The sequence below is a fragment of the Maritimibacter alexandrii genome, assembly GCF_005871115.1.
GTDB classification, from domain to species: domain Bacteria; phylum Pseudomonadota; class Alphaproteobacteria; order Rhodobacterales; family Rhodobacteraceae; genus Maritimibacter; species Maritimibacter alkaliphilus.
Map to the genome: position 1 here is coordinate 840,965 of NZ_SWKQ01000009.1, position 20,953 is coordinate 861,917.

25 protein-coding genes and 1 tRNA gene are annotated in these 20,953 nt (G+C 65.3%); 10 read left to right on the forward strand and 16 right to left on the reverse strand.

Annotated elements, in window-relative coordinates; genetic code table 11:
• Positions 1 to 40 precede the first annotated feature (40 nt).
• Positions 41 to 1,063: a DNA polymerase III subunit delta gene (holA, locus tag FCT00_RS05060; protein ID WP_138422082.1), complete on the forward strand. Its 1,023-nt coding sequence runs from the start codon at positions 41 to 43 to the stop codon at positions 1,061 to 1,063.
• A 52-nt stretch (positions 1,064 to 1,115) separates the two neighbouring features.
• On the opposite strand, the gene FCT00_RS05065 is transcribed toward holA, so the two are convergent.
• Entirely contained in the window at positions 1,116 to 1,784 is a 669-nt protein-coding gene (locus FCT00_RS05065; protein ID WP_138422083.1) for a DsbA family protein, read from the reverse strand.
• 10 nt (positions 1,785 to 1,794) lie between these two features.
• Positions 1,795 to 2,286, reverse strand: a complete 492-nt coding sequence (locus FCT00_RS05070) for a DUF721 domain-containing protein (protein ID WP_040885733.1) — start codon at positions 2,284 to 2,286, stop codon at positions 1,795 to 1,797.
• Positions 2,287 to 2,397: 111 nt separating this feature from the next.
• Here FCT00_RS05070 and mutY point away from each other — a divergent pair, with 111 nt between their 5' ends.
• Entirely contained in the window at positions 2,398 to 3,447 is a 1,050-nt protein-coding gene (gene mutY / locus FCT00_RS05075) for an A/G-specific adenine glycosylase (protein ID WP_138422084.1), read from the forward strand.
• A 65-nt stretch (positions 3,448 to 3,512) separates the two neighbouring features.
• On the forward strand, positions 3,513 to 4,652 hold the full coding sequence (locus FCT00_RS05080; protein ID WP_138422085.1) for an alkane 1-monooxygenase: 1,140 nt from the start codon (positions 3,513 to 3,515) through the stop codon (positions 4,650 to 4,652).
• On the opposite strand, the gene FCT00_RS05085 is transcribed toward FCT00_RS05080, so the two are convergent.
• The 4 genes from FCT00_RS05085 to FCT00_RS05100 form a co-directional block, all read right to left on the reverse strand.
• A complete protein-coding gene (locus FCT00_RS05085) occupies positions 4,649 to 5,896 on the reverse strand; it encodes a glycosyltransferase (protein ID WP_138422086.1) in 1,248 nt (415 codons plus the stop codon). The two genes, FCT00_RS05080 and FCT00_RS05085, sit on opposite strands and share 4 nt — an antisense overlap.
• Positions 5,897 to 6,047: 151 nt before the next feature.
• Positions 6,048 to 7,142, reverse strand: a complete 1,095-nt coding sequence (locus FCT00_RS05090) for a site-specific DNA-methyltransferase (protein WP_008333236.1) — start codon at positions 7,140 to 7,142, stop codon at positions 6,048 to 6,050.
• A gap of 99 nt (positions 7,143 to 7,241) precedes the next feature.
• Complete coding sequence (locus FCT00_RS05095; RefSeq protein ID WP_138422087.1) at positions 7,242 to 7,868, reverse strand: ribonuclease HII; 627 nt, start codon at positions 7,866 to 7,868, stop codon at positions 7,242 to 7,244.
• A 134-nt stretch (positions 7,869 to 8,002) separates the two neighbouring features.
• Positions 8,003 to 8,542, reverse strand: coding sequence for a hypothetical protein (locus FCT00_RS05100; protein WP_138422088.1), 540 nt, complete (start codon positions 8,540 to 8,542; stop codon positions 8,003 to 8,005).
• A gap of 174 nt (positions 8,543 to 8,716) precedes the next feature.
• Here FCT00_RS05100 and FCT00_RS05105 point away from each other — a divergent pair, with 174 nt between their 5' ends.
• Both FCT00_RS05105 and FCT00_RS05110 read left to right on the forward strand, forming a co-directional pair.
• On the forward strand, positions 8,717 to 9,010 hold the full coding sequence (locus FCT00_RS05105) for a hypothetical protein (protein WP_138422089.1): 294 nt from the start codon (positions 8,717 to 8,719) through the stop codon (positions 9,008 to 9,010).
• On the forward strand, positions 8,982 to 9,686 hold the full coding sequence (locus FCT00_RS05110; RefSeq protein ID WP_085986920.1) for a winged helix-turn-helix domain-containing protein: 705 nt from the start codon (positions 8,982 to 8,984) through the stop codon (positions 9,684 to 9,686). Before FCT00_RS05105 ends, FCT00_RS05110 begins: the two co-directional genes overlap by 29 nt.
• A gap of 4 nt (positions 9,687 to 9,690) precedes the next feature.
• Here FCT00_RS05110 and FCT00_RS05115 read toward each other — a convergent pair whose 3' ends face one another.
• The 6 genes from FCT00_RS05115 to FCT00_RS05140 form a co-directional block, all read right to left on the reverse strand.
• Positions 9,691 to 10,317 carry a lysoplasmalogenase gene (locus FCT00_RS05115; RefSeq protein WP_138422090.1) on the reverse strand — a complete coding sequence of 209 codons (627 nt, stop codon included), beginning with the start codon at positions 10,315 to 10,317 and terminating at the stop codon, positions 9,691 to 9,693.
• A 90-nt stretch (positions 10,318 to 10,407) separates the two neighbouring features.
• Positions 10,408 to 10,484 (reverse strand) — tRNA-Arg (locus tag FCT00_RS05120).
• A 40-nt stretch (positions 10,485 to 10,524) separates the two neighbouring features.
• Positions 10,525 to 11,577: a LacI family DNA-binding transcriptional regulator gene (locus FCT00_RS05125; protein WP_008333252.1), complete on the reverse strand. Its 1,053-nt coding sequence runs from the start codon at positions 11,575 to 11,577 to the stop codon at positions 10,525 to 10,527.
• 111 nt (positions 11,578 to 11,688) lie between these two features.
• The gene (locus tag FCT00_RS05130; protein ID WP_138422091.1) at positions 11,689 to 12,291 is read right to left on the reverse strand and encodes a lysozyme inhibitor LprI family protein; all 603 of its coding nucleotides are present in this window, start codon (positions 12,289 to 12,291) and stop codon (positions 11,689 to 11,691) included.
• A gap of 166 nt (positions 12,292 to 12,457) precedes the next feature.
• Positions 12,458 to 13,234: an inositol monophosphatase family protein gene (locus FCT00_RS05135; RefSeq protein ID WP_138422092.1), complete on the reverse strand. Its 777-nt coding sequence runs from the start codon at positions 13,232 to 13,234 to the stop codon at positions 12,458 to 12,460.
• Positions 13,221 to 14,567, reverse strand: coding sequence for a TldD/PmbA family protein (locus FCT00_RS05140; RefSeq protein ID WP_138422566.1), 1,347 nt, complete (start codon positions 14,565 to 14,567; stop codon positions 13,221 to 13,223). Before FCT00_RS05140 ends, FCT00_RS05135 begins: the two co-directional genes overlap by 14 nt.
• A 118-nt stretch (positions 14,568 to 14,685) precedes the next feature.
• Between FCT00_RS05140 and FCT00_RS05145 the strand changes: the two genes are divergently transcribed.
• Both FCT00_RS05145 and FCT00_RS05150 read left to right on the forward strand, forming a co-directional pair.
• Positions 14,686 to 15,438: an SDR family oxidoreductase gene (locus FCT00_RS05145; protein ID WP_138422093.1), complete on the forward strand. Its 753-nt coding sequence runs from the start codon at positions 14,686 to 14,688 to the stop codon at positions 15,436 to 15,438.
• Complete coding sequence (locus tag FCT00_RS05150) at positions 15,435 to 16,040, forward strand: enoyl-CoA hydratase/isomerase family protein (RefSeq protein WP_138422094.1); 606 nt, start codon at positions 15,435 to 15,437, stop codon at positions 16,038 to 16,040. The genes FCT00_RS05145 and FCT00_RS05150 overlap by 4 nt, the downstream gene beginning before the upstream one ends.
• 87 nt (positions 16,041 to 16,127) lie before the next feature.
• On the opposite strand, the gene FCT00_RS05155 is transcribed toward FCT00_RS05150, so the two are convergent.
• Complete coding sequence (locus tag FCT00_RS05155; protein ID WP_138422095.1) at positions 16,128 to 16,442, reverse strand: HNH endonuclease family protein; 315 nt, start codon at positions 16,440 to 16,442, stop codon at positions 16,128 to 16,130.
• Positions 16,443 to 16,456: 14 nt separating this feature from the next.
• On the opposite strand from FCT00_RS05155, the gene FCT00_RS05160 reads away from it, so the two are divergent.
• Entirely contained in the window at positions 16,457 to 17,620 is a 1,164-nt protein-coding gene (locus tag FCT00_RS05160; protein ID WP_171042891.1) for a TIGR03862 family flavoprotein, read from the forward strand.
• Here FCT00_RS05160 and FCT00_RS05165 read toward each other — a convergent pair.
• The 3 genes from FCT00_RS05165 to FCT00_RS05175 form a co-directional block, all read right to left on the reverse strand.
• Complete coding sequence (locus FCT00_RS05165) at positions 17,617 to 18,213, reverse strand: glutathione S-transferase family protein (protein WP_138422097.1); 597 nt, start codon at positions 18,211 to 18,213, stop codon at positions 17,617 to 17,619. The genes FCT00_RS05160 and FCT00_RS05165 overlap by 4 nt on opposite strands.
• 71 nt (positions 18,214 to 18,284) lie before the next feature.
• A complete protein-coding gene (locus FCT00_RS05170; RefSeq protein WP_040885028.1) occupies positions 18,285 to 18,923 on the reverse strand; it encodes a winged helix-turn-helix domain-containing protein in 639 nt (212 codons plus the stop codon).
• Positions 18,920 to 19,411, reverse strand: coding sequence for a MarR family winged helix-turn-helix transcriptional regulator (locus FCT00_RS05175; protein ID WP_040885026.1), 492 nt, complete (start codon positions 19,409 to 19,411; stop codon positions 18,920 to 18,922). The genes FCT00_RS05170 and FCT00_RS05175 overlap by 4 nt, the downstream gene beginning before the upstream one ends.
• 172 nt (positions 19,412 to 19,583) lie before the next feature.
• Here FCT00_RS05175 and FCT00_RS05180 point away from each other — a divergent pair, with 172 nt between their 5' ends.
• Positions 19,584 to 20,450 (forward strand): branched-chain amino acid aminotransferase, encoded by an 867-nt coding sequence (locus FCT00_RS05180; RefSeq protein ID WP_040885024.1) that lies wholly within the window; start codon positions 19,584 to 19,586, stop codon positions 20,448 to 20,450.
• A 54-nt stretch (positions 20,451 to 20,504) separates the two neighbouring features.
• Complete coding sequence (locus FCT00_RS05185; RefSeq protein ID WP_138422098.1) at positions 20,505 to 20,933, forward strand: hypothetical protein; 429 nt, start codon at positions 20,505 to 20,507, stop codon at positions 20,931 to 20,933.
• Positions 20,934 to 20,953 lie beyond the last annotated feature (20 nt).

Below are 20,953 nucleotides of genomic sequence, written 5' to 3' on the forward strand. Positions count from 1 at the left end.
CCGATGGGCGCGCCAATTCGGTTCAGGCTAGTGTGAGCCCATGAAACTCAAACCCGCCGAAGCCAACCGCCATTTCGCCAAGCCCGCGCCGGACACCACCGGCACGCTGATCTATGGCACCGACGCGATGCGGGTGGCGCTGAAGCGGCAGGAATTGCTGAGGAACCTGCTCGGCGAAGGTGCCGAAGAGGAAATGCGCCTGACGCGGATGCTCGCGGGCGATCTGCGCGCCGATCCGGCGGCGTTGTCGGACGCAATCAAGGCACAGGGCTTTTTCCCCGGTCCGCGCGCTGTGTTCGTCGAGGACGCGACCGACGTGCATGGCGACAAGATCACGCAAGCTTTGGACGATTGGCAGCCGGGCGATGCCCATGTCGTCGTCACCGGCGGCAACCTCAAGCCCACGGGCAAGCTCAGGAAATATTTCGAGAAACACCCCTCGGCCTTCGCAATCGGCATCTACGACGACCCGATGTCGCGCGACGAGATTCAGGACGAACTCAGAAAGGCCGGTCTGAACCAGATCGACCCAGAAGCGATGCGCGATCTCGAAGCTCTCGCCCGTTCCCTCGACCCCGGCGATTTCCGCCAGACCGTCGAAAAGCTGTCGCTCTACAAGCTGGGCGACCCGTCGCTGCTGACGCCTGACGATGTGGACGCCTGCGCACCCGCCTCGACCGAAGCGGTGCTCGACGACCTGCTTCACGCCACCGCCGAAGGGCGCGCGCCGGAACTTGGACCGCTGCTGACCCGGCTCGAAGCGCAGGGCATCGCGCCCACGCGCCTTGCCATCGCGACGACCAATCATTTCCGCACGCTGCACATGGCCGCATCGGACCCGGAGGGGCCGAACAAGGGCATCTTCCGCGCCCGTCCCCCGGTGCATTTCAAATCCCGCGACCGGATGACCCGTCAGGCCGCGCGCTGGGGTGCGGCCAAGCTGGAAACCGCGCTCGACATGATTATCGAGGCCGACCTCACGCTGCGCTCGACATCCAAGGCCCCGCAGATGGCGCTGATCGAACGCACGCTCATCCGCCTCGCCTTCATGGCTGCGCGCTAACGAAAAATGGCGGCCCGTGAGCCGCCATTTCGTTCGTTCGAAAGAACCGGGTTCAGCCTTCGGCCAGACCGTCGAGGATCTTTTTCAGATCGTGATAGGTCATGTTCGAATACTTCTCGCCGTTGATGATGAAAGTCGGCGTTCCGGTGATCTCGTCCGCGCCCGCGTTCTGCTGATAGGCGGCGACCATCGACTGCGCCATTTCCTTGTCGTTCACGCACGCGGTGACCTGTTCCTCGCTCAGACCGGCCTTTTTGCCGATGGTGGTGAGGTTCTCGAGAATCGCGGCCTCCTGCCCGTTCCCGATCCAGTCTTTCTGGGTCTCGAACAGCATGTCCATCACGCCGAAATAGCGCATTTCGCCACCGCAGCGGGCGACCAGACCGGCCCACAGGCCATACTTGTCGAAATACACTTCGCGGTTCACGAACTTGACCTTGCCGGTGTCGATGTAGTCGGCCTTGAGGTCTTCCCACACACGTTCGTGGAAATCCGCGCAATGCGGGCAGGTAAAGGACGCGTATTCGATCATCGTGATCGGGGCGTCTTCTTCGCCCAGCACCATGTCGGGTGCGAGCTCGACGTCGGCGTCCTGCGCGACGGCGGCGGAAATCGGCGACAGGGCCGACGTGCCGGGGGTCGGCCCGGACTGCGTGGCGAAATAGGCTCCGCCGCCGACAAGGACGGCAGCGCCGAGCGCGATGGGAAGGATCTTGTTCATGGGGTCTGCCTCATGTTTTCGATGAATTGCGGGTATAGACGTTCGCCGCCAGCGCCTCCAGCGCGGCCTTGAGCGCCTCACTCTCCACGCCGTCGGCGGTCGCCCTTGCGCGGGAGGTGATTTCGGGATCGGGTTCTTTCGGGGTCTCGGCCTTGCGCGGCGCGAACTCCACCTGCCCTTCGGAGAAACCTGTCGGTGCGGTCTGGGTCACGCGGATGCGCGAAATCGCGGCATAGCCATAGACCGCGTTCACCTTTTCGCGGATCTGCTCTTTCTGCATCTCCAGCATCGGCGCGTTGGCCCCGGTGGTCAGCAGGGTCAGCGTGGCACCGAACCCGCCCCGGCCATAAGACACCTCGACGGGCCGGGAAATCTGGGCGACGCCTTCACCCGCGATTTCGTCCCAATGGGTGATAAGCCGCGTGACCGCGAACCCGCGCGATTCGCCCGCCTTGCGAATCCGGCTGCCCAGCAGTTTGCTGGTCCGCTCGAACCCGCGCATGCGGCGCTCACGTTTGGTTTTGGCGTCGGTCACTGGCCTCTCCATGTCAGGCCGGATACTACGGTTCGCGGGCAAGGGACGCCATGATCGATCAGGTTACAAGGATAAAACATGCGTGACGCCGGGGTGATGGCCGGGGAGCTTCTGGATTGGTACGACCGCCACGCCCGCGCGATGCCGTGGCGCGTGGGGCCGGCGGATCGGACCGCCGGAGTGACGCCTGACCCCTACGCGGTCTGGATGTCCGAAGTAATGCTTCAGCAGACCACGGTGGCCGCCGTACGCGATTACTTCACCCGGTTCATGGCGCTCTGGCCCACGGTGCATGATCTGGCCGCAGCCGAGGATGCGCGCGTGATGGGCGAATGGGCGGGCCTTGGCTATTACGCCCGCGCCCGCAACCTATTGAAGTGCGCGCGGGTCGTGTCGCACGAGTTGGACGGCGTGTTCCCCGATACGCTCGACGGGCTGAAGGCGCTGCCGGGGATCGGCCCTTACACGGCCGCCGCCATCGCCGCCATCGCCTTTGACCGAAGCGAAACGGTGGTGGACGGAAACGTCGAGCGGGTCATGGCCCGGATTTTCTGCATCGAGGCGCCCATGCCGGGGTCGAAGCCCGCCTTGCGCGACGCCGCCGCGACGCTTACGCCCAAGGCGCGGCCCGGCGACTATGCACAGGCGGTCATGGACCTTGGCGCGACGATCTGCACCCCCAAGTCGCCCGCCTGCGGTATCTGCCCCTGGCGCGACGATTGCGCGGGCCGAGCCAAAGGTATTCAGGCCGCCCTGCCCGCCCGTGAGGCGAAGAAACCCAAGCCGATCCGCCACGGCATCGCCTATGTCGCGCGGCGCGAAGATGGGGCGTGGCTGGTCGAGACGCGCCCGGACAAGGGGCTGTTGGGCGGGATGCTGGGCTGGCCGGGGGGCGACTGGGGCGACGAGGCCGAGGATCTGCCGCCCATCGCAGCAGACTGGGCCGAGTTGCCCGGCGACGTGCGCCACACCTTCACCCATTTCCACCTGATCCTGCGTATCCGCACCGCCACGCTGCCACAGGACGCCGCCCCCGAACGCGGGCATTTCGAGCCGCGCCTTGCCCCGTCCGACCTGCCCACCGTCATGCGCAAAGCGTTCGATCTGGCCCGCGGCACCCTGTCCTGACCGGCCCCGTTGCCCGTTTCCCCGACCGGGCGTAGACTCGGCCACGGGGGACAAGGAGTGAGCAGATGGCCCCGACCGACACCGCCATAGATTTCCGTCACGCCGCGCCCTTCTGGTCGTCGCTGGTTATCATCCCGCTCGTCCTCCTCGCGGCGACATATGGCGGCTGGGCACTGATCCTGCCCATTGCGGGAACCTGGTGGGCCTTCAGCGCGCTCGACCGGCTTCTGGGCCGGAACGAGGACAACCCTGACCCCGCCGCGACCGATGCGCATCTTTACTGGTATTCCCTCATCACCTGGATCTGGCTGCCCATCCAGGTCGTCACTCTTTACGGCATGATCGCCTTCGTTCCGCGGGCAGAACACCTCGCTCTGTGGGAGAAGTTCGGCGTCTTCTTCGGCGTCGGCGTCATGGGCGGCTCCATCGGCATCGTCTATGCCCACGAACTCATGCACCAGAAGGATCGCTTCGAACGCTGGCTTGCCGACCTGCTGCTTGCCACCGTGCTCTATTCCCATTTCCGCACCGAGCACCTGCTGGTCCATCACCCGTGGGTCGGCACCCGCCGCGATGCGGTCACGGCGCGGTATAACGAAGGCTTCCACCGCTATTTCTTCCGCGTCCTGCGCGAAGGCCCGGTGTCGGCGTGGCGGGCGGAACGGGCGATGCTGGCGCGGCGCGATCTGTCGCCTTGGGACGGTGCGAACCCGTTCTGGCGCTATTGGGCGCTACAGGGCGGCGCGGTGATCCTTGCGCTTCTGATCGGCGGCTGGCTCGGCCTCGCGCTGTTTCTGTTTCAGGCGTTCATCGCGATCTGGCAGCTTGAGCTGACCAACTATGTCGAACACTACGGCCTGACCCGCAAACATCTGGGCGACGGGAAATACGAACCCGTGCGCCCGCATCATTCGTGGAATGCGAGCCACCGGGCGACGAACTGGCTGCTCATCAACCTGCAACGCCATTCGGACCACCACTACAAACCCGCGCGGCGCTTTCCGCTGCTCCAGACCTACGACGAAACACAGGCCCCGCAGCTTCCCTATGGCTATCCGCTCATGGCGATGGGCGCGATGGTTCCGCCGATCTGGCGGCGCGTGATGAACAAGCGCGTGCGGGCATGGCGACGGCAGTATTACCCCGAGATCGAGGATTGGGGGCCCTACAAGAACGGCGAGCACCCAATCCCCGGCCCGCGCTAGGCGAGCCGTTCGACCAAGGCAAGCGTATCGGAGACCCCGGTCTCAGTCCGTATCGCATCGCCCAGCGCGCTTGCTCGCTTCGCCGTCTCGGGCTTGAGCGCGACATCGATGGCGGCGGCGAGGTTGTCTGCCGTCAGCCGCTTTTGCCGGATCGGGTCCGGCCCTGCGCCCAATACGGCGACACGCGCGCCGAAGAAAGGCTGATCGGCAAACAGCGGGCAGACGACCGACGGTTTTCCCCATCGCAGCCCTTCATGCGTGGTCCCTGATCCGCCGTGGTGGATCACCGCCGAGACGCGCGGAAACAGCCATGTGTGCGGCACGGCGTCGAGGACGTGGATGTTCTCGCCCGTCTCGAACCCCTCGATCCCACCCCAGCCGGTCGCCAGAACCGCCCGCTGCCCGGTCTTCTCCAGCGCCCCGCGCAGCGCCCGCGTCGTGCGTTCGTGGTCCAGACCCGGCATCGACCCGAAGCCCGCGTAGATCGGCGGAGGGCCAGCCTCCAAAAACGCCGCGAGGCTGGGGTCGGGCAGGTAACCTGCATCGGGGTCTTCAAAGAAGTACCCGGTCTGCACGTCCCCTGCGCCCCAATCCGCGGGGCGCGGAACCAGCGTGGGCGAAAACGCGTGAAGCCGGGTCGGCGCACCGGTGGGTGCATAGCCCAGTCGCACCTCCATCAAGGGTCCGATCTCGGCCCCCGTCGCCTTGATCCACCGCTTCACCATCACATTCGTTCCCATGCGCATCGTGGCATGGATGATCCGGTGCGTCGCACGGTTGAGCGCAGCCCCCCGGTCATTGGACCCCATCAGGAACATTGGATATTCGCCCGTCGCCGCGAACCCCGGCTGAAGCGCAACGGGAAGCGCGGGCACGCCCAGCTTGCGGCCCAGATACGGCCCCATCGCGCCCTTGAAGTGATAAAGGATCAGGTCCGGCGACACCTCGAGCCCGATGCGCCACATCTCGGACAGCTGGTCGTTCATGATCTCGTTCGCCCAGCGAAACGCCTTGAGCCGCCCGGTGAGCGAGTTGAACGCGGCCTGCATTTCCGGCTGTTGCAGAAGCTCCTGAAAATCGACGGGAAGCGGCGCGGGGGTCAGCCCCGCCGCCCGGATCATCGCGTCGAACCCCTGCGGTGCCGACAGCACCACATCGTGCCCCGCCGCCGTGGCGGCCCGCCCGAAGGCCACGAACGGTTGCACGTCGCCCCGCGACCCCACGGCGATAATCAGTAGCTTCATGGACCTGTCCTCTTTTTGACAAGGTGCCCCCGGCCCCCGCCCCGGTTCAACGCCAAACCAAAAAAACCCCGCCACGAGGGCGGGGTAAGTTGTGCCGTGGTCGATGCCACTGGCACAGGCGGTACGCCGTTTGCCCCGAGGGGCAATGCCGTCAGCGCATTTCTGCGCGAATCTGTTGTCTGAGAACGTCGATCGACACGGTCTTGCCGTCGCGCTTGAACGCCCAGTAGGTCCAGCCGTTGCACGAAGGCGCCGATTCCAGCGCCGCGCCGACCTGATGGATCGACCCCCGCGCTTCGCCCGAAATGAGCGTGCCGTCGGCCCGGACCTTGGCGATCTGGCCGCGCGGGCCGATCAGGGTTTCGCCGGGGCGCAGCATCCCGCGCTCGACCAGTTGCCCGAAAGCGACGCGCGGCTCGGCACGTTTGGAGGTCGAGACTGTCAGCGCCTCCTTGTCGAACTTGCGGATCTTCGAGATGCGTTTCTCGGCCACCTTGCGATAGGCCTCTTCCCGTTCGATCCCGATGAATTCGCGGCCCAGCATCTTGGCCACGGCGCCGGTGGTGCCGGTGCCGAAGAACGGGTCGAGCACCACGTCGCCGGGGTTGGTCGTGCCGACCAGCACGCGGTGGAGCAGCGCCTCGGGCTTCTGCGTCGGATGCGCCTTTTCGCCGTTGTCGTCTTTCAGCCGCTCGCCGCCGTTGCAGATCGGGATGACCCAGTCCGACCGCATCTGCACGCCTTCGTTCAGCGACTTCAGCGCCTCGTAATTGAAGGTCGCCTTGCTGTCCTCGGACTTCTGCGCCCAGATCAGCGTTTCATGCGCATTGGTCAGGCGCTTGCCCCGGAAATTCGGCATCGGGTTCGACTTGCGCCACACAACGTCGTTCAGAATCCAGAAGCCCTGATTCTGAAGCTCGGCGCCCATGCGGAACACGTTGTGGTAAGAGCCGATCACCCAGATCGCGCCGTTCGGCTTGAGCAGGCGGCGCGCGGCGGCCAGCCATTCGCGCGTGAAATCGTCATAGACCTTGAAGCTCGCGAACTGGTCCCATTCGTCATCGACCGCGTCGACCTTGGAGTTGTCCGGGCGATGCAGGTCGCCCTTGAGCTGAAGGTTATAGGGCGGGTCCGCAAAAATCAGATCGACAGAGCCTTCCGGAAGGCTGTTCATCACCTCGATGCAATCACCGGGCAAAATCTGATTGAGCGGCAGAGCCTCTGCCGCAGGGATCATTTTGTTCATTCGTCTGCCTCGTTCCCCGGGTCGTTTTCGACCTCGTATCTTGTGGATAAGTTTGAGTCAGACGCGATTCGTGGTCAATTTCTTTTTTAAATCAGTGTCTTACAGTTTTGGTGGACACAAGATATTGTGGACCGGCTTGAAGGATCGCCTATGGTGTGGGGTCACACCTAATTCTTGGAGTGCCGAAATGTGGCTTTTTGATGGATAACCCGCATTGCGCTCCCACCCATAGCCGGGGTGCTGTTGCGCCAAGTCCACCATGATCCGATCGCGTGTCACTTTCGCCACGATCGAAGCGGCGGCGATGGACAGTGATTTGCCGTCACCCTTGATTACGGCCTCGGCAGAAACAGTGCAGCCGCGCGGGATCAGGTTGCCGTCGATCAGCAGGTGATCCGGGGGCGTGCACAGCGCCTCGACCGCGCGCATCATCGCGATGTGGGAGGCGCGCAGAATGTTGTGGGTGTCGATCTCTTCGACGCTGGCATGGGCGATGCCCACCTGCGCCCCGGCCATGATCGCGTCGAACAGCGCGTCGCGCTTCTTCGCCGACAGTTTCTTGGAGTCGTTCAGCCCGTCCGGGATGTTGTCAGGGTCGAGGATCACGGCGGCAGCGGTCACGGGGCCGGCGAGCGGCCCGCGCCCCACCTCGTCCACACCCGCAACACGGGCAAGGCCACGGGCGAACGCGACGGTCTCATGCGAATAATCAGGTCCATCGGTCATGCCGCCTACCTGCGGCAACGAAACCCCGCAGGCAAGGACAAGAAAAAGGCGGCGGGCCTTCTATGGGCCCGCCGCCGGGGAGGAGCGGCATTCGGAAGATCGGGGACAGACGTGCCGCTCCCTGCTCGATGTTCTTACCGCGCGGCGATGGTGTAGCCATACTGGCGCAGGCAGTGACCGCGATAGACGTTGCGGACGTTCCCGGTGTTGCGGTTGTAGACATGATCCTTGCACTGCGCGGGCAGACGCGAGGCGCCCGTGAAGTTGCGCTGAAGGCAGCGGTTGCCGAACAGAACGCCGCGCTCGCCCGGAATGTTGTTCACGATGCAGCTCGACGGCAGTTGCTTGGCGTTGTGCCGGTTGCCGCCATGGTTTCCGCGGTTGTCGTGATGGCCGCCCCGGTTCCCATCATGGCGTCCGCCATGCGTATTGCCATAGGTCGGCGCGGGATTGCGCGGCTGATAATGCGACTGCGTATTGGAGTGGAAACGAATGTTGCCGTTGCCGATCGCCTGCGTCGCGATGGCACCCAGAATGATCGTGCCGATGGCGCCTGCGATCAGGGCCTCTTCGCTCCCGGCGCGCGCTTCGGTGGCGGCCACCGGCGACAAGGCGACCGAAGCGGCGAGCGCCATGGCGGTGACCGGGCGGGTGATCTTGGAAATCAATTTCATAACGTGTCCTTTCGGGTCCTGTTGGGTGTGTGCGGAGTGATCCGCGATGTCGATGAACCCAAACTGCCCGCCCTCGCCCCGGACATGGAATATCGCCGCGTTGACATCGGATAGCGGCCCGGAAAAGGTGGTTTGATATCGCATAACAGGGGCTTCCGGCGCATCTCTACCCCCATGAAAACACGCCTTCTTTCCACGGCCATTGCCGCCGCCACCCTGCTCGCCCTTCCGGCGACTGCCGCCTGCTATGCCGACTACAAGGCCAAACAGGACAACCCGCTGAAACTGCATTACGGTGTCATCGAACTGCCCGATGTCGCCTGCGGCTCGGCCCAGGACGCCGCGCCCGAGGTGAGCCGCCGAATCGCCGCCGACGGCTGGACGCTGCTCAATGTTCTGGGCGTGTTCGGCGATGCAGGTCTTGAGGAGAGGAAAGCGAGTGCCGGCCCCTACTTCCTTCGCTACTGACACGCGCCTGACCGGCAACCGCGTGGTCGCCATCGGCATCGCCGCCATCGTCGCGATCCTCACCGTCGCGGCGATCTTTCTTTTCCTGAACCTGCCGTCGGCCAACGCGTTCAACGCGCGGGTCGAACAGATCTTCATCGAGAACGATGCGCTCACGGGCGAGGCCGAGATCAAGCTGCTCGAAATCCTCGCCCAGTCCGGCACCGCCTTTTCCGACACGCTCACCAGCTATCGGGTGGTCATCTTCGTGCTGATGGTCTTCGCCACCGCGCTCCTCGTCGCGGCGCTCGTCTTCCTCGTTATCATCATCGGCCAGAACCGCCGGATGGACGAGATCGAGCGCGCCGGACTTCGCGTCAAATCCCTCGTCATCAACCGCAACGACCGAACCGTGCTTTTGAACGACATGGAATTCTCGCTGACCGAAGCCGCGCTTGAAACCCTCGCCGTCCTGGCCGAAGCGCGGATGGACGAAGACGTGCTGACGGGGGCCGAGCTGGAAGGCGTGATCTCGGGCCGCGATGCCTCGGACTGCGAAGAGGCGGCAGGGGCCACCCGCATCAAGCGCCTGCGCGACTCGCTGGGCAATCAGATGATGGCCGAGCTTCTGGTCAAGACCATCGCGCGGCGCGGCTACATGCTGTCGATCGACAAGGACGTGATCCGGATGGTGTGACGGGTCACGCCCGCGACCTTTCGAACCCCCACATCAACGCGAACTGGGCGCACCAGTATGTCGGCCAGATCAGGAACGCGCCGGGAAATGCCGCCTCGCCCTCCCACAGAAACAGGCGTGTGGCGAGCAGGGTATCGGACAGGATGAAAAGCCCGGCCCCGGCGAGCAGCACCCAGAACTGCTCCGAACGGGCCCGGCTGAGGGCTGCAAGGCCCATGGCGATGATAACGACGATATAGGCCATGACCGGCACCCGCAGCGCCCCGGCCCCGTCCCACATCAGGACGGCCATAAGACCACCGTAGGCCACGAGCGCCACCATCGGAACGATCCGCATCCGTGTCGGCAGGCTCAGGAACAGCACGACATACAGGATATGCGCGACCGCGAAGGCGCCCATGCCCGCCATGAACATGATGTCGCCCGGTCGGCTGAGAAGGTAATCCCCGGCCGCCCCAAGGGCCAGCGCCACGACCAGCATCAGCCGCCCCGAGGGCACGACCGACACCGCCAGAAGCGTCACGCAGGATGCCTTGATGAGCGAATTGACCAGCGACCCGTCGCCTCCGATCGGTTCCGCGATCCAGTAGATCAGCGCGATAAGCGCCGACGCGATGCGTAGATAAACCATGCCGTCCTCCCTGCCGCCAAGACTAGCCAAGGCACCGCAGCCCGCCCACAGATTTCCCGCCGGTCGTTGCGTCAAGCTGATCGGATGGGCTGGCGATCCCGGCAGGATTCGAACCTGCAACCTGCCCCTTAGGAGGGGGCTGCTCTATCCAATTGAGCCACGGGACCGCGCGCAGGGTTGATGCCCCGGCGGGCGCCGTGCGTCAACTCATTCCGGGTAGGCGGCATCCTTGGGTTTGCGGCGCAACGTATGGCCCCGCTCGATGGTCGGGGTCAGTTCGATCTTCTGGCCCTGCGGCCCTTCGATCCCGCCCTCGACGCGCGACGCGATGATCTCGGCGGCCTTGCGCCCGATCTCTTCCCGGCAGCTGTCCATCGTGGCGAGCGTGCGCGGCAGACCCTTGAGCAATTCGACCCCGTTGAACCCGGCCAGCCCCAGTTGGTTCGGCACGTCGATCCCATTGTCGAGGCAATAGAGAAGCCCCCCCGCCCCGATCATGTCGTTCGAGAAATAGAGAAAGTCGAGGTCCGGGGTCCGTTTGAGGATCGCCTCGGTCATCTCCCGGCCCTTGCCCAGCGCGGACCCGCCCTCATAGAACTCCTGATCGGCAATCTCCATCCCGGCCTTGGCCAGTGCCTCGGTGAACCCTTCGAACCGTTTGCGCGCCCGGTGGTCCAGCGGCATCTTGGTGCCGAGGAACCCGATCTTGCGATAGCCCGCCTTGATGATCGCCTCGGCCATCATCCGGCCCGCGCGCCGGTGGCTGATCCCCACGGCGGCGTCGATCGGCGTGCCGTCGGTGTCCATGATCTCGACGACCGGAATACCCGCCCCGCGCAGCATCGCCTTGGACGCCTCCGAATGTTCGAGCCCCGCGATGATGACCCCCGAGGGCCGCCACGAGAGCATCTCGTAAAGCACCTTCTCCTCGCGTTCCTTCTTGTAGTTCGTGACCCCCACCACGGGTTGCAGCGGCGTATCGTCCAGAACGTCCGAAATCGCGGTCATCACCTCGGGAAACACCATGTTCGACAGCGACGGAATGATGACGGCGACAAGGTTCACCCGCTGACTGGCCAGCGCCCCGGCGATCTTGTTCGGCACGTAGCCCAGCGCTTTCGCCGCTTCGAGCACCTTTTCCCGCGTCGCGTCCGACACGTCGCCCCGGTTGCGCAGGACCCGGCTGACTGTCATTTCACTGACGCCCGACGCCTCGGACACGTCGCGCAGGGTCAGGGGGCGTTTCGGGGCGTCGGCCATGGGATGTCCTTTCACACTCGGATAAGCCCGATGTTAGGGGGTGACGCGACGCTGTAAAGTCCCTTTTTTCATGTGTGTTAGCGGCATTGTATTCCGCTAACACCTCATCGCCTACTCAGCCAGCACGCAGCCATACTCCGCATCATTCGGCGAAGCGTCGCGATAGAGCGCCTCGTTCCCCTTGATCCAGATCGACCGCCCGAAGCTGCCCTCGTATTTGGCCCCTGACGCGGTACGGGTCAACGTTGCGACGTCGATGGAATCCCCGAATTCCATGCGCACGCTGGGCAGGGGCGTGTCGAAGAACATCGTCACGACTTCCGGTCCGCCGTCGCACATCCAGACGGACGTGCCGACCGGTTCCTCGAGCATCCACATCGCCACCAGTTCGGCCTCGCGCCGCAGATAGGCGTCGCTGATGCAGGCCACGATATCGCTGTCTTTCCAACACGCGTCTCGCCCCCCGATCCAGCCTCGCTGATAGGCCTTCAGCTCCGCCACCGCAGCCTCGGCGCCCGCGTCCAGCCCTTCTGCCACGGCCAGCGCCGCGCCATAAGTCTCGGCCAGACGTCGATCCAGCGCGGCCAATTCCGCGTTTTCGCAGATGGCGATCTCCGCCTCATGCGTGGCCTTGGCGCAATCAAAGGTCGGCCCCTCCTGGGCTAGAACCACGCCGGGACAGCAAGCGAACACTGTGAAGATGACTGAACGCATGGGAATCTCCTCGCAAGTGACCCCTCATCCTACCTCGATTCCCGGCTGTGGCAGAGCGAAACGCACACCCCCTTTCCGGTCCAAAATATCCCGGTGGGGAGGTCTGGAGGGGAGGCTGGCCTCCCCTCCAGCGGGTCGACGCGGGCGCAAGCCCGCGGCGAAATCCCTAAAGCAGGCGCGAAACGATATCGGCGTGGACCGCACCACCACCGGCGACCACGCCGTTGACTTGCGGATGCCGATTGTTGAACCCCAGCACGCCGCCCTTGCGGTCCGACACGCGCCCGCCGGCCTCGGCGACCAGCAATGTTCCGGCGGCCACGTCCCATTCCCACGTCGCGCGCAGCGTGAACATGGCGTCCTTGCGGCCCTCGGCGACCAGCGCCATACGATAGGCGAGCGACGAACGGAATTGCCGCTTCATCTCCGGCACATCGGCGTCGAGCCAGTTGTGCGGCTCCATCGCGGGCTTCGCCGCCAGCACCTCGGCCTCGGCCAGAACGCTCTGCTCCGACGCGCGAATGGCCTCGCCGTTCAGCATCGCCCCTTGCCCCGCCGTCGCCGCATAAAGCTTGTCGTGCATCGGCAGATAGACGACCGCCGCCACGACCGCGCCACCCTTCGCGATGGCAAGGGAATGGGACCACGTCGGGTTCCCCTCGATGAAGGCCCGCGTCCCGTCGATCGGGTCGATGATGAACACCGTCTCGGCATCCAGACGGTCGGTCGCGTCCGGCGTCTCTTCGGACAGCCAGCCGTAATCCGGCCGGGCGGCCCGCAGACGGTCCTTCAGCATCTCGTCGACCGCCAGATCGGCTTCGGTCACCGGGCCTTGATAGTCCGGCTTTTCCCACTTGGTCACGTCGCGCTTGAAGAACCGTTTCGCGATCTCCCCCGCCTCTCGCGCCGCGTCGGCCAGAAGCGCGGTGTCAGCTTCCCGCAAGGGTCATCCCTTCGATCAGAAGCGACGGCACCTGCCGCGACTTGTGCGGCTCGGCGTCATTCGCCGGAATGATCCGCAGAAGCATGTCGATCAGGTTGCTCGCGATGGTGCATTCGTTGACCGGGTAGGCGATTTCACCGTTCTCGACCCAGAAGCCCGAGGCGCCGCGCGAATAATCGCCCGTGTTCGGGTTCACGGTCGACCCGATCAGCCCCGTGACCAGCAGCCCGGTCCCCATATCGGACATGAGGTCGGCATGGGTCTTGTCCCCCGGTGTCAGGTACATGTTGGACACGCCCGGGCTCGGCGGCGCACCGGTGCCGCGCCCGGCATTCGCCGTGCTTTCCAGCCCCAGTTTGCGCGCGGTGGCGAGGTCGAGCACCCAGCCGTTCAGAACGCCGTTTTCGACAAGCGCCCGGCGCCCGGTCGGAAGGCCCTCCCCGTCGAAGGGGCGCGATCCCGTGGCACGCACGCGCAGCGGGTCTTCGATGATCGACAGATGCGCGGGCAGAACCTGCTGGCCCATCCTGTCGCGCAGGAAGGACGACCCGCGCACGATGGATGTCCCGTTGATCGCCCCCAGAAGATGCCCGATGATCGAAGCCGAAACGCGTTCGTCGAACAGGACCGGATAGGTGCCGGTCGGCGGTTGTTTCGCGCCCTTGCGCGCCGCTGCCCGTTCGCCTGCGATGCGTCCGATCTCTTCCGCCGACGGCAGGTCGGTCTGGAAAATGCGGGATTCGCCGTTGAATTCCCGCTCCATCTCGGCACCCGTGCCTGAGATCGCGGCAAGCGACACGGCGCGCGTCGTGCGGCCATAGCCGCCCGCGAACCCGTTCGAGGTGGCGAGGAAAATGTCAGTGCGGCCGTAGCCCGCAGACGTGGCCTGCACCTGACTGACGCCCTCGACGCCCAGCGCGGCCTGTTCGGCGACCCGCGCATCCTCTTCCAGCGCATCGGGCGCCGGCTCGTCTGACGGGTCGGCCAGTTCCAGCGCCGCCAGATCCCAGTCGCGGGCATATTGCGATGGATCGGCCAGCCCGATGGTGGGGTCCTCCGGCGCCTCGCGCGCCATCGCGACGGCCCTCTGTGCCATTTCCTCGATCGTGTCCGCCGAGGTGTCCGAGGCCGACACGTTCGCCTGACGATGCCCGACCATCACGCGCAGCCCGATGTCCACGCCCTCGGACCGCTCCGCATGTTCCAGCGCGCCCTTGAGCACGTCGATGGACAGCGACGTGCCCGCGACGGCGAGCGCGTCGGCATTGTCGGCCCCCGCTTTGCGCGCGGCGTCGAGAAGCTGTTGGGTGAGACTGTCGAGCTTGGCCTTCATGGGTTTCCTTTCCACGTTGTCGTCTCAGGTAACGGCCCCAACGCCCCCCCGCAAGGGCGACGCACTGGCCCACCGCGCGCCGAACCATTACGGTCTGCGCGAAACAGGGAGTTTTCAGATGGATATGACAGGCAAGACGGTGGTCATCACCGGCGCGAGCCGGGGGATCGGCGAGGCCGCCGCGCACGTGTTCGCCGAGACCGGGGCGAACGTCGCCCTGCTGGCCCGTTCCGGCGATGCGCTCAACTCACTGGCGGAAGAGATCGGGGACAACGCGCTCGCCCTGGAATGCGACGTGGCCAGCTTCGAAGCGGTGCAGACCGCCGTGGACGAAGCCATCGCGCAGTTCGGCGGCGTCGACGTGCTCATCAACAACGCGGGCGTGATCGAACCGATTGCGAACATGGCGGACAGCGACCCGGACGACTGGGGCCGGGTGATCGATATCAACGTCAAGGGCGTCTACCACGGCATGCGGGCGGTGCTGCCGACAATGCGGAAAGCAGGCAGCGGAACGGTTCTGACGATTTCGTCCGGCGCGGCGCATGGCGCGCTGGAGGCATGGAGCCACTACTGCACCTCCAAGGCCGCGGTCCACATGCTGACCCGGTGTCTTCACAAGGAAGAGGTGGGTCACGGCATCCGGGCCATCGGCCTGTCGCCCGGCACCGTGGCGACCGAGATGCAGCGCGAGATCAAGGCCTCCGGCGTGAACCCGGTCAGCCAGCTCGACTGGTCCGACCACATCCCGCCCGACTGGCCCGCGAAGTGCCTGATGTGGCTTTGCGGCCCGGATGGGGATGCATGGCTCGGGCAGGAGGTGTCTTTGCGTGACGAAGATGTGCGCCGCGCCGTGGGCTTGATCGCATGATCCGGCTGGAGCGGGACGGCGGCCTCTGGATCGCCACCATCGCCCGGCCCGACAAGGCCAATTCGCTCACCCGCGAGATGCTGCTCGAACTGGCGACCGTGGCCGAAGAGGCGTCGAGCGCCGCACGCGCGCTGATCTTCACCGGGGAAGGCAAGGTGTTCTCCGCCGGGGCCGATCTTGACGAGGCGCGCGCGGGGCTTGCCACCGATCCGGTCTGGGAACGGCTCTCGGGCGCCATCGCCAGCGCCCCGATCCTGACCATCGCGGCCCTGAACGGCACGCTCGCAGGCGGGGCGATGGGTATGGCACTGGCCTGCGATCTGCGGATCGCGGTGCCGTCGGCCAAGTTCTTTTACCCGGTGATGAAGTTGGGCTTCCTGCCGCAACCGTCGGACCCAAAACGCCTTGCGGCACTCGTTGGCCCGTCGCGGGCCAAGATGATCCTGATGGCGGGGCAGAAAGTCGATGCGCCCGAGGCGCTCGACTGGGGGCTGATCGACCGGATCATCGACGCGGATGTCGCCACGGCTGCGCGGGATTTGGCCACGGATGCGCTGGGCGCGACGCCGGAGCATGTGGCCGGGATCAAGGGCCTGATCTGATTTCGGATCGGGCTTGCGCCCGCCCCGACCCGGGCGAGGGGGCCAGCCCCCTCGCGCTCCCCCGGGATATTTCGAGACCGGAAACACCTAACGGCGGGGACGGCGTTTGCCTTCGCTGCGGGACAGGAAGTCGGGCGGGCGCTTGGCGACCCATCTGGCGAATTTCGCGATCCGGGGATGGGTGAGCAGCGCCTCGGGCGTGTTGTAGATGCGGGCCAGCTCGGCCTCGGACAGGGTCGCGTGGATTTCCTTGTGGCAGATGTGGTGCAGCAGCACCGTCTCGCCGCCTTTGCCGCCCTTCAGGCGTGGGATCAGGTGATGACGCGATTGCGGAACGCCTTCGGGGATCGGGCGGGCGCAGATCGGGCAGATCGGGTCGCTTGTGTCGGGCGGCGCTTCCATGCAGTGAAGGTGGGATGAACGGCGTGAAACGGCAAGCACTGGTGATCGGCGCGGGTCCGGCAGGGTTGATGGCCGCCGGGGCGCTGGCGCGTGACGACTGCGACGTGGTGGTGGCCGAAGGGAAACCCTCGGTTGCGCGAAAATTCCTGATGGCGGGTAAGAGCGGGCTGAACCTGACCAAGGACGAGCCGCTCGAACGGTTCCTTGCCGCCTATCACGGCAGTTGCGCTGGGCTGGTGCGGGCGGCGGTTGTGGATTTCGGACCGGTGGAGGTCGCGGATTGGGCACGCGGGCTGGGCCAGCCGGTCTTCACCGGTTCGTCGGGCCGGGTATTTCCCGAAGCGATGAAAGCCTCGCTCCTTTTGCGGGCATGGCTCGGCACCCTCGACGGCGTTACCATCCGCACACGCTGGCGATGGGTCGGATTCGACGGCGCGGGCTATGTCTTCGACACGCCGGAGGGGCGGCAGGTCGTCACCCCCGATCTCTGCATCCTCGCGCTTGGCGGCGGCAGTTGGGCGCGCCTCGGCTCGGACGGGGCATGGGTGCCGTGGCTGGCGGATCGTGGCGTGAATATCGCGCCGCTCGCCCCTGCGAACGCCGGTCTGGTGGTCCACTGGTCGGATCATATGGCCAAGCACTTTGGCGCGCCGGTCAAGGTGGCCCGGCTCACCGCAGGCGACACCACGGTCCGGGGGGAGTTCGTGGTGTCGGCGCGGGGTCTCGAAGGTTCGGCAATTTACGCCGTCTCGCGCGCGGTGCGTGAGGGTGCGGCGCTTACCGTCGACCTGTGCCCCGACCTGACGCAAGACGAGGTGGCCACGCGTCTGGCCAAGCCGCGCGGCAAGGCCACCGTCGCGGCACATCTGCGCAAGGCGCTGAAGCTGGATACCGTTCGCCTCGCCCTGTTGATGGAGTTCGGGCGGCCCTTGCCCGACGACCTCGCCCCGCTCGTCAAGGCGCTGCCGATCCGCCATGTCGGACTGCGCCCGATCGACGAGGCGATCTCGACCGCAGGGGGCATCACGGCCGAAGCCCTCGACGGTTATGCGATCCGGGCCATTCCCGGCCTTTATGCCTGCGGCGAGATGCTGGATTGCGAGGCGCCGACGGGCGGCTACCTTTTGACCGCCTGTTTCGCCACCGGGCTGGCGGCGGCCCGTCAGGCGCTGGGCTAGGCTTTCGCCAGCGCCGCCACGCGTTTGAAGGCGTCCCGGTCGCGCATCCGCTTGACGTAGGCATTGAACCTATCGTTCTCGAGCGGGAACTTGGCCGAGAAGGCCCAATTCGCACAATGGGCGGCCAGGATGTCCGGCACCGTCATCTCTTCCCCGGTCAGGAAGACCTTGTCGCCGAGGATACCGGCACAGCGTTCCACCGCGCCGGCGAATTCCCATTTCAGCGACGACCGGATCTCGGGCATCCGGTGCTCTTCCGGCAGGACGAAGACGTGGCGCGCGCCCATCCAGAGGAGCGCGTCGAAATCGTCGATCAGGAAGTTGGTGATCGCGTCCTGGCGCGCGCGTTCCAGCGTCCCTGCGGGATGGGTGAACGCGCCATGGCGGTCCGCCAGATACTGCATGATCGCGACCGAGTCGTTCACCGGCTCGCCATCGACCAGCAGGACCGGCACCTTGCCCGACGGGTTGTGCGCCATCACCTCGGCACTGCGCGGCCCGGCCTTGGTCCACTCGTAAGGCTGGCCCAGTTCTTCGAGCATCCAGAGCACGCGGAACGCGCGGGTGTCGATCTTTCCGATCACTTCGTACATGGCTGATCCTCCCTTGGGGGTGAGAGAGGCACGGGGCAGACCATCGGCGCAAGCGTGACGTGGGGACGCGATCAGTCGGCGACGATCATGTAGCCGGTCCCGCGCACGGTTTGCAGCACCTTGGGCATCTTGGGGTTGGGTTCCAGCTTGCGCCTCAGCCGCGTGATCTGGACGTCGACCGCGCGGCTTGCCGGGTCGGCATCGACCACGTCGGCCAGTTCGGACCGCGTGATCGGCGCATTGGGCCGGGCCGCCAGCGCACGCATCAGTTTGACCTCGGTCGCGGTCAGGCGCACGCGCGCTTCGCCCTGAGTCAGGGCACCCGCTTCGATGTCATAGGTGAACGGCCCCATCCTGAGCACCTTGGGTGCGGCGGATTCGGGCGGCGGGCGGCGGTCGAGCATCTGGTTGATCTTGTCGATCAACGCGGGCGGCTCGAACGGTTTCAACAGGACCTCGCCCTCGCGCGTTTCGCCTGCCGCGACCAGCCACAGCGCCGGGGCTTCGGTCAGATCGCACAGCGGTGCGGCCTCGGCCACATCCTCCAGCACGATCAGGTCGAAATCCAGCCCCGACAGCAGGCGCTGCGCATGGTCTACATCCCGCGCGGCGGAGACGAGGAAGCCATGTCGACCGAGAAAGGTCTTGAGCAGACCGCGCTTGGTCTCATCCGGGTCGACCAAAAGCAGATGCGCGTCCGGCTGGCTCATTCCGGGTCCTTCAGCGCGTTGAAGTGGCGGCGCATGTCCGGGTCCATCATCGCCTCCAGCACCTTTCGGAACCCGTCGACCGCCTCCGGCCCGACCTCGCGGTAGGCCGCGCGCATCCGGGCACGCTGCGCTTCGGCGAGGTCCGCCTCGAGTGCCTGACCTTTCTCGGTCAGCACCAGGTGCCGTTCGCGTTTATCGCGCGTGCCCACGCGGCTTTCGACCAGCCCGTCTTCGACCAGTGTGCGCAAAACGCGGTTCAGCGACTGTTTCGTAACGCCGAGAATCGCCAGGAGGTTGTTGACGGTCGTGCCGGGGCTGCGATGAATGAAGTGGATCGCCCGGTGATGCGCCCGCCCGTAGCCGTATTGTTCAAGGATGCGGTCTGGGTCCGCCGTAAAGCCCTTGTAGGCAAAGAACATCGCCTCGATGCCCTTTTTGAGCTGCTCGTCGGTGAGGAACAGCAGGTGGGGTCCACGCCGGTCGTCCATCCTTGGTATCCTCGTTCACAAAATGCCCTTCGGATAGGCAATTTACGTCAGTCTTGTTGACTTTACCACCCCTCAATGGTAGCGAATCGCGTCTTTGACGCAACTTTACGTCCGGTTCGGACATAGTTTGCGCAACATTTGCAAAAGCGCCCATGTGGCCAAGGAGGTTGGAATGGCTGGATATGATGACCGCGACGGCAAGATCTGGGTCGACGGCACGCTCGTCGATTGGCGCGACGCCAACGTACACATCCTGACCCACGCGCTGCACTACGCCTCGTCCGTGTTCGAGGGCGAACGCGCGTATGATGGCAAGATCTTCCTGACCGACGAGCATTCCAAGCGTCTGCTGCGCTCGGGCGAGCTGCTCGACATGCCGATCCCGTGGACGGCGGAACAGATCACCGCCGCCAAGGACGAGGTGCTCAAGGCAAACGGGTTCTCCAATGCCTACGTGCGGGCCGTCGCGTTCCGGGGCGCGGGCGAAGACATGGGGGTCAGTTCCTCGCGCAACCCCGTGCGCCTGTTCATCGCGGCTTGGGAATGGGGCAGCTACTATGGCGACGCCAAGATGAAGGGCGCGAAGCTCGACATTTCGAAGTGGAAGCGCCCCTCGCCGGAAACGATCCCGACCGCCGCCAAGGCCGCCGGTCTTTACATGATCTGCACCATGTCCAAGCACGCGGCCGAGGCCAAGGGATGCTCGGACGCGCTGTTTTACGACTATCGCGGCTATGTGGCCGAGGCGACAGGGGCCAACGTGTTCTTCGTCAAGGACGGCGAGGTTCATACCCCCCTGCCCGACGCGATCCTGAACGGCCTGACCCGCCAGACCGTCATCAAGATGCTCGAAGAGCGGGGCGTGAAGGTGCACGAGCGCCACATCATGCCCGAGGAGATGGAAGGGTTCGAACAGTGCTGGCTCACCGGGTCGGCGGCCGAGGTGACGCCGGTCGGTCAGATCGGGGACTACACCTTCGAGGTCGGCGCGCTCACCCGTGAGATCGCCGAGGCCTACGAACGGCACGTTCGGTCGTAACACTTTGAAAAGACCTGTCCCCTAGAGTGGCCTCGTCCAACTCTGGGGGCAGGCATGGCCGCGCGCCGCAACATCCTTTACGTTCTCGGGATCATCGCGCTTATCGTGATGCCGACCGCGATGTCGCTCGTCTATTACGTGGTGACGAAGGATCCGAACCTTCGGCCCCTTGGCGTCACACAGCAAGCCCTGTCGGCCTATGACAGGGGCCGCCCCACCGAACAGATCCACATCGTCGCACAGGTCGAATGGGTGCCCGCCCGCGCCGGGGGATATTCGCAACGGGCGCTGGAACTCGCCATCGTCAACGCCTTCAAGGCCAAGGGGGTCGAGGTCTTCGTTTTCTTCCACCCGGGCGTCGACACCACGCGCGTCACCTACAGGGTCGGGCATACCACCATCGGACCCTATTCGGTCGCCCGAGCGGCACGCGGGATCAGCGCCGCGGTCGAAGCCTTTCACATGCACGTTCCGATCAATTGACCGAAATCCGAGGACAGCGT